General features: G+C 68.6%; 11 protein-coding genes. 1 reads left to right on the top strand and 10 read right to left on the bottom strand.

The genetic code is table 11. The features are described 5' to 3' along the window. Positions 1 to 436 (bottom strand): S49 family peptidase (locus AC2VOR_RS16180; protein WP_486964113.1); only part of this gene is annotated, 436 nt, incomplete at its 3' end. Between the two features lie 40 nt (positions 437 to 476). On the opposite strand from AC2VOR_RS16180, the gene AC2VOR_RS16175 reads away from it, so the two are divergent. Then, positions 477 to 1,403: an LLM class flavin-dependent oxidoreductase gene (locus AC2VOR_RS16175; protein ID WP_369740519.1), complete on the top strand. Its 927-nt coding sequence runs from the start codon at positions 477 to 479 to the stop codon at positions 1,401 to 1,403. 9 nt (positions 1,404 to 1,412) lie between these two features. On the opposite strand, the gene rplO is transcribed toward AC2VOR_RS16175, so the two are convergent. From rplO to rplX, 9 genes are all read right to left on the bottom strand, one after another. Then, positions 1,413 to 1,853, bottom strand: coding sequence for a 50S ribosomal protein L15 (rplO, locus tag AC2VOR_RS16170; protein ID WP_369740520.1), 441 nt, complete (start codon positions 1,851 to 1,853; stop codon positions 1,413 to 1,415). After that, a complete protein-coding gene (rpmD, locus tag AC2VOR_RS16165; RefSeq protein ID WP_369740521.1) occupies positions 1,850 to 2,032 on the bottom strand; it encodes a 50S ribosomal protein L30 in 183 nt (60 codons plus the stop codon). The genes rplO and rpmD overlap by 4 nt, the downstream gene beginning before the upstream one ends. A gap of 2 nt (positions 2,033 to 2,034) precedes the next feature. Continuing rightward, positions 2,035 to 2,709, bottom strand: coding sequence for a 30S ribosomal protein S5 (rpsE, locus tag AC2VOR_RS16160; protein WP_369740522.1), 675 nt, complete (start codon positions 2,707 to 2,709; stop codon positions 2,035 to 2,037). A gap of 40 nt (positions 2,710 to 2,749) precedes the next feature. Beyond that, entirely contained in the window at positions 2,750 to 3,118 is a 369-nt protein-coding gene (gene rplR, locus AC2VOR_RS16155) for a 50S ribosomal protein L18 (protein WP_369741753.1), read from the bottom strand. Between the two features lie 41 nt (positions 3,119 to 3,159). Next, complete coding sequence (gene rplF / locus AC2VOR_RS16150; RefSeq protein ID WP_486964112.1) at positions 3,160 to 3,699, bottom strand: 50S ribosomal protein L6; 540 nt, start codon at positions 3,697 to 3,699, stop codon at positions 3,160 to 3,162. A gap of 23 nt (positions 3,700 to 3,722) precedes the next feature. Beyond that, positions 3,723 to 4,121, bottom strand: a complete 399-nt coding sequence (gene rpsH / locus AC2VOR_RS16145) for a 30S ribosomal protein S8 (protein ID WP_369740523.1) — start codon at positions 4,119 to 4,121, stop codon at positions 3,723 to 3,725. 155 nt (positions 4,122 to 4,276) lie between these two features. Beyond that, positions 4,277 to 4,462, bottom strand: a complete 186-nt coding sequence (locus tag AC2VOR_RS16140; protein ID WP_144949719.1) for a type Z 30S ribosomal protein S14 — start codon at positions 4,460 to 4,462, stop codon at positions 4,277 to 4,279. A 2-nt stretch (positions 4,463 to 4,464) separates the two neighbouring features. Continuing rightward, positions 4,465 to 5,028 carry a 50S ribosomal protein L5 gene (gene rplE / locus AC2VOR_RS16135; RefSeq protein WP_369740525.1) on the bottom strand — a complete coding sequence of 188 codons (564 nt, stop codon included), beginning with the start codon at positions 5,026 to 5,028 and terminating at the stop codon, positions 4,465 to 4,467. Then, on the bottom strand, positions 5,028 to 5,250 hold a 223-nt coding region (gene rplX / locus AC2VOR_RS16130; RefSeq protein WP_486964111.1), incomplete at its 5' end, for a 50S ribosomal protein L24. The genes rplX and rplE, both read right to left, overlap by 1 nt.

Genomic DNA, 5,250 nt, shown 5'->3' with positions numbered 1-5,250 from the left:
TTCCCGACGGTTGCATCCAGACCTCACGGAACGCCGAGGCCAGGTAGTACGACAGCGTGCCGGGATAGGTCTCGGCCCAGGCCAGCGACGGCTTGGCCGCGCTGAAGGCCGCGATCGCCTCGCGCAGCTCCTGGACCGCCGCCGCCGGGGACGCCGCGAGCTGCACGCGGGCGATCATCCCCGCGACCCGCGGATCCTCGGCGGCGCGGTGGATCGCGGCCACCGTGTCGCGCAGCGCCATCGGCCGGCCGCCGCCGCTGATGATCGCCAGCGGGTCGAAGCCCGTCGTCTCCGGCGGCACCGCGCGCAGGTCCAGCTCGAGCACGCAACCGTTGGGCACGCCGTGGTGGCGGGCGGTGTCGAGCCGGGCGGCCAGGGCACGGACGTCTTTCCCGAGATCGGGAACACCGGGAATCGAGGGCAGGAAGGCAAACATATCCGTCCAGCGTACCGAGCGCGCCCCGTACGGTGAGGGGGTGAGGTTCTCCATCGCCATCCCCCAGTTCGACTACGACGGCTTCGACGCCGCAGGGCTGCGCTCCTACCTCGCGCGCGCCGAGGAACTCGGGTTCGAGGCGGGCTGGGTTCTCGAGCAGATCATCGGGGCGGCGCCGCTGCTGGCGCCCCTGGAACTGCTGGCGTGGTGTGCGGCGAACACCGAACGGCTGCGGCTGGGTGTCGCCGTGCTGGTGACGTCCCTGCACGACCCGCTCCAGCTGGCCTCGGCCGCGACCGCCGTGGACCGGCTCAGCCACGGGCGGCTGGACATCGGCGTGGGCACCGGCGGCGGCTCGCGCCGGTTCGCCGCGTTCGGCGTGGACAAGTCGACCTACATCTCCTACTTCACCGAGGGGCTGGAGCTGATGAAGGCGGCCTGGTCCGACGAACCGCGGGTGACGTTCCACGGCCGGTTCCGCGACGTCGACGACCTGCCCGTCGCGCCCAAGCCGGTGCAGCGGCCGCACCCGCCGATCTGGTTCGGCGGGCTCGCGCCCAAGGCCCTGGCCAGGGCGGTGCGCCACGGTGACGCGTTCCTGGGCGCCGGGTCGTCGACCACCGAGGCGTTCGCCGGGGCCGTCGAAGTGGTGCGCCGCGAGCTCGACGAGCAGCGCAAGGATCCGGCGCGCTTCACGATCGGCAAGCGGGTCTACCTGATGGTCGACGACGACGCGGCGCGGGCCCGCGAGCGGGTGCTCGCCGGGCTGCGGCGGATTTACGGCAAGATGCCCGGCATCGATGCGGTGCCGGTGTCGGGAACGCCCGGCGACGTCGCCCGCGGGCTACGCGAGGTGATCGACGCCGGAGCCCAGACGCTGCTGCTCAACCCCGTCGGCACCGATGTCCCGGAGAACCGCGAGCAGATGGAACGCCTTGCCGCGGAGGTGATCCCGCAGCTCACCTAGTGGCGCGGGCTACAGCTCGGTCGCCGAACCGCCCGCGGCGCTGATCTTCTCGCGCGCGCTGCCGCTGAACTTGTGCGCGGACACCTCGACCTTGACGGTCAGCTCGCCGTCGCCGAGCACCTTGACCAACGAGTTCTTGCGGACCGCGCCCTTGGCCACCAGCTCGTCCACGCCGATGGATCCACCCTGCGGGAACAGCCGGTTGATGTCGCCGACGTTGACGATCTCGTACTCGGTGCGGAACCGGTTCTTGAACCCCTTGAGCTTGGGCAGCCGCATGTGGATCGGCATCTGCCCGCCCTCGAACGTCGCCGGGACGTTCTTGCGGGCCTTGGTGCCCTTGGTGCCACGGCCCGCCGACTTGCCCTTGGAGCCCTCACCGCGACCCACGCGGGTCCGGGCGGTCTTCGACCCGGGCGCCGGGCGCAGGTCATGCAGTTTGATCGTCATTTGGCCTCCTCCACCTCGACGAGATGGTTCACCACCGCGATCAGCCCGCGGGTCTGAGCGTTGTCTTCACGGATCACCGAGTGGCGGATCCGCCGCAGGCCCAGCGTGCGCAGGCTCTCGCGCTGCTTCCAGCGCGCACCGATCGTGCTGCGTACCTGGGTGATCTTGAGAGCTGCCATGGTTATGCCGTTCCTTCACGTGCGGCCGCCGCGGCCAGCGCGTCGCTCTCCCGGCGCGCCCGCAGCATGCCGGCCGGGGCGACGTCCTCGATCGGCAACCCGCGCCGGGCCGCCACCTCCTCGGGACGCTGCAGCAGCTTGAGGGCGGCGACGGTGGCGTGCACCACGTTGATCGCGTTGTCGCTGCCCAACGACTTGGCCAGGATGTCGTGCACCCCGGCGCATTCCAGCACCGCGCGCGCCGCACCGCCGGCGATCACACCGGTACCGGGGCTGGCGGGGCGCAGCAGCACCACGCCGGCGGCGGCCTCGCCCTGCACGGGGTGGGTGATGGTGCCGCCGATCAGCGGCACCCGGAAGAAGCCCTTGCGGGCTTCCTCGACACCCTTGGCGATCGCGGCGGGGACCTCTTTGGCCTTGCCATATCCGACGCCGACCATGCCGTTGCCGTCGCCCACGATGACCAGGGCGGTGAAGCTGAAGCGCCGCCCACCCTTGACCACCTTGGAGACGCGGTTGATGGCGACGACGCGCTCCAGGTAGTTGCTCTTGTCGCCGTCGCGGTCCCGGTCACGACCGCCGCGGCCACCTCCGTCGCGGCGACCCCGGCTGTCGCGGTCACCACGCGAGTCGCGGCTGTCGCGGCTGTCCTGCCCGCCTGCCGACTGCTCCGCCATTATGCGGTCCTTCCAGTTGTCATCAGGCTGATGTCGTTCATCAGAATCGCAATCCGTTCTCGCGCGCGGCATCGGCCAGCGCCGCGATCCGTCCGCCGTAGGAGTAGCCGCCGCGGTCGAACACCACGCTGTCGATGCCGGCGGCCTTGGCACGCTCCGCGATCAGCTGACCGACCCGCACGCTACGGGCTTTCTTGTCTCCCTGCAGGCCGCGCACGTCGGCCTCGATCGACGATGCGGCCGCCACCGTGGTGCCGTTTTCGTCGTTGACCAGTTGCACATGGATGTGCCGCGCGGACCTGTTCACCACCAGCCGCGGACGCTGCGGGGTACCCGAGACCTTCTTGCGCAGCCGGGCGTGCCTGCGCAGACGGGAGACCCGCCTGGTCGCGGAGATGTTCTGCCCCACCGGCTTTCGCGCGGCGGCGTCAGTCTGTGATTGCGCCATGACTACTTACCTGTCTTTCCGACCTTACGGCGGATCTGCTCGCCCTCGTAGCGCACGCCCTTGCCCTTGTAGGGGTCCGGGCGGCGCAGGCGGCGGATGTTCGCCGAGATCTGGCCGACTTTCTGCTTGTCGATCCCCGAGACCGAGAACTTCGTCGGCGACTCGACCGCGAACGTGATGCCCTCGGGGGCCTCGATCACGACCGGATGGCTGTATCCGAGCGCGAACTCCAGGTTGGAACCCTTGAGTTGCACCCGGTAGCCGACCCCGAAGATCTCCATCTTGGTGGTGTAACCCTGGGTGACGCCGGTGACCAGGTTGGACACCAGCGTGCGGGAGAGCCCGTGCAGCGAGCGGTTGCGCCGCTCGTCGTCGGGGCGGTTGACCACGATCGCGCCGTCCTCGCTGCGCTCCACGGTGATCGGCTCGGCGACCGTCAGGTCCAGGGCGCCCTTGGGGCCCTTCACCAGAACTCTCTGTCCATCGATCGTTACGTCGACCCCGGCGGGAACCGGAATCGGCCGTTTACCAATACGCGACATCTGTGTTTACGCTGCCTCTCCCATTACCACACGTACGCGAGGACTTCGCCGCCCACGCCCTGTCTGGCCGCCTGACGGTCGGTGAGCAGACCCGAGGAGGTCGAGATGATCGCCACGCCCAGGCCGCCGAGAACCCGCGGCAGGTTGGTGGACTTCGCATACACCCGTAGTCCCGGCTTGGAAACCCGTCGCAGCCCCGCGATGCTGCGCTCCCGGCTGGGCCCGTACTTCAGCTGGACCACCAGGGACTTGCCCACCCGGGCGTCCTCGGTGCGGTAGTCGCTGATGTAGCCCTCACGCTTGAGGATCTCGGCGATGTTGGCCTTGATCTTCGAGTGCGGCAGGCTCACCTCGTCGTGGTACGCCGAGTTGGCGTTGCGCAGACGCGTCAAAAAGTCTGCGATCGGGTCCGTCATCGTCATTTGCGCCCGCTCCTGTTCATCGCGGAGCTTCGCATCGTCGTCATCGCGGTCATGACAGCGTCTGTCACCTTCCTCGCGGTGGTTCCCGGCCTAAGATTTCGCATGGGGCCTGCCGCGCAACCTGTTCTGGGGTCGTCAAATCCTGGGTGGGCTCGTTACCAACTGCTCTTCTGCACGCCGGGCAATTCGCCGGCGTGCGCCATCTCGCGCAGGCAGATCCTGCACAGCCCGAACTTGCGATAGACCGCACGCGGGCGCCCGCACCTGTTGCAGCGGGTGTAGGCGCGCACCGCGAACCGTGGCTTGCGCGCCGCCTTGTTAACCAGTGCCTTCTTAGCCATAGTCAGTTCTCCTTGAACGGAAAGCCAAGGGCCCGCAGCAGCGCTCGCCCCTCGTCGTCGGTCGTCGCCGTGGTCACGACGTTGATGTCCATACCCCGGACGCGGTCGATCTTGTCCACGTCGATCTCGTGGAACACCGACTGCTCGGCCAGCCCGAAGGTGTAGTTGCCGACACCGTCGAACTGCTTGGGCGAAAGTCCGCGGAAGTCGCGGATGCGCGGCAACGCGATCGACGTGAGCCGGTCGAGGAACTCCCACATCCGGTCCCCGCGCAGGGTGACCCGGACGCCGATCGGCATCCCCTCGCGCAATTTGAACTGCGCGATGGACTTGCGGGCCTTGCGAACCTCGGGCTTCTGCCCGGTGATCAACGCCAGGTCGTTGACGGCGCCGTTGATCAGCTTGGCATCCCGGGCCGCCTCGCCGACGCCCATGTTGACGACGACCTTGGTGACGGTGGGGATCTGCATGACGTTCCCGTAGCCGAACTGCTTGTGCAGCGCATCCCGAATTTCGTTGCGGTAGCGCTCTTTCAGCCGCGGCATGACTCGTTCCGCAGTTGTCATCAAATGTCCTTGCCGTTGCGCTTGGAGATACGGACCCGCTTGCCTGTCTCCTCGTCCGTCCGGTAGCCGACCCGCGTGGGCTTGCCGTCGGAGTCGACCACCATCACGTTGGAGACGTGGATCGCGGCTTCCTGGGTGACGATCCCGCCCGAGCGCGCCCCCCGCTGGTTGGTCGAGACCGCGGTGTGCTTCTTGATCCGGTTCACGCCCTCGACCAGCACC

The organism is Mycobacterium sp. TH-M103 (genome assembly GCF_057473785.1).
The sequence above is the reverse complement of the archived record's forward strand: the minus strand, read 5'-3'. Positions and strand labels throughout refer to the sequence as shown.

Coding starts and splice junctions, on each gene's coding strand:
- rplO (WP_369740520.1), bottom strand. CDS start 1,853: ATGACGATCAAACTGCATGACCTGCGCCCGGCGCCCGGGTCGAAGACC.
- rpmD (WP_369740521.1), bottom strand. CDS start 2,032: ATGGCAGCTCTCAAGATCACCCAGGTACGCAGCACGATCGGTGCGCGC.
- rpsE (WP_369740522.1), bottom strand. CDS start 2,709: ATGGCGGAGCAGTCGGCAGGCGGGCAGGACAGCCGCGACAGCCGCGAC.
- rplF (WP_486964112.1), bottom strand. CDS start 3,699: ATGTCGCGTATTGGTAAACGGCCGATTCCGGTTCCCGCCGGGGTCGAC.
- rpsH (WP_369740523.1), bottom strand. CDS start 4,121: ATGACGATGACGGACCCGATCGCAGACTTTTTGACGCGTCTGCGCAAC.
- AC2VOR_RS16140 (WP_144949719.1), bottom strand. CDS start 4,462: ATGGCTAAGAAGGCACTGGTTAACAAGGCGGCGCGCAAGCCACGGTTC.
- rplE (WP_369740525.1), bottom strand. CDS start 5,028: ATGACAACTGCGGAACGAGTCATGCCGCGGCTGAAAGAGCGCTACCGC.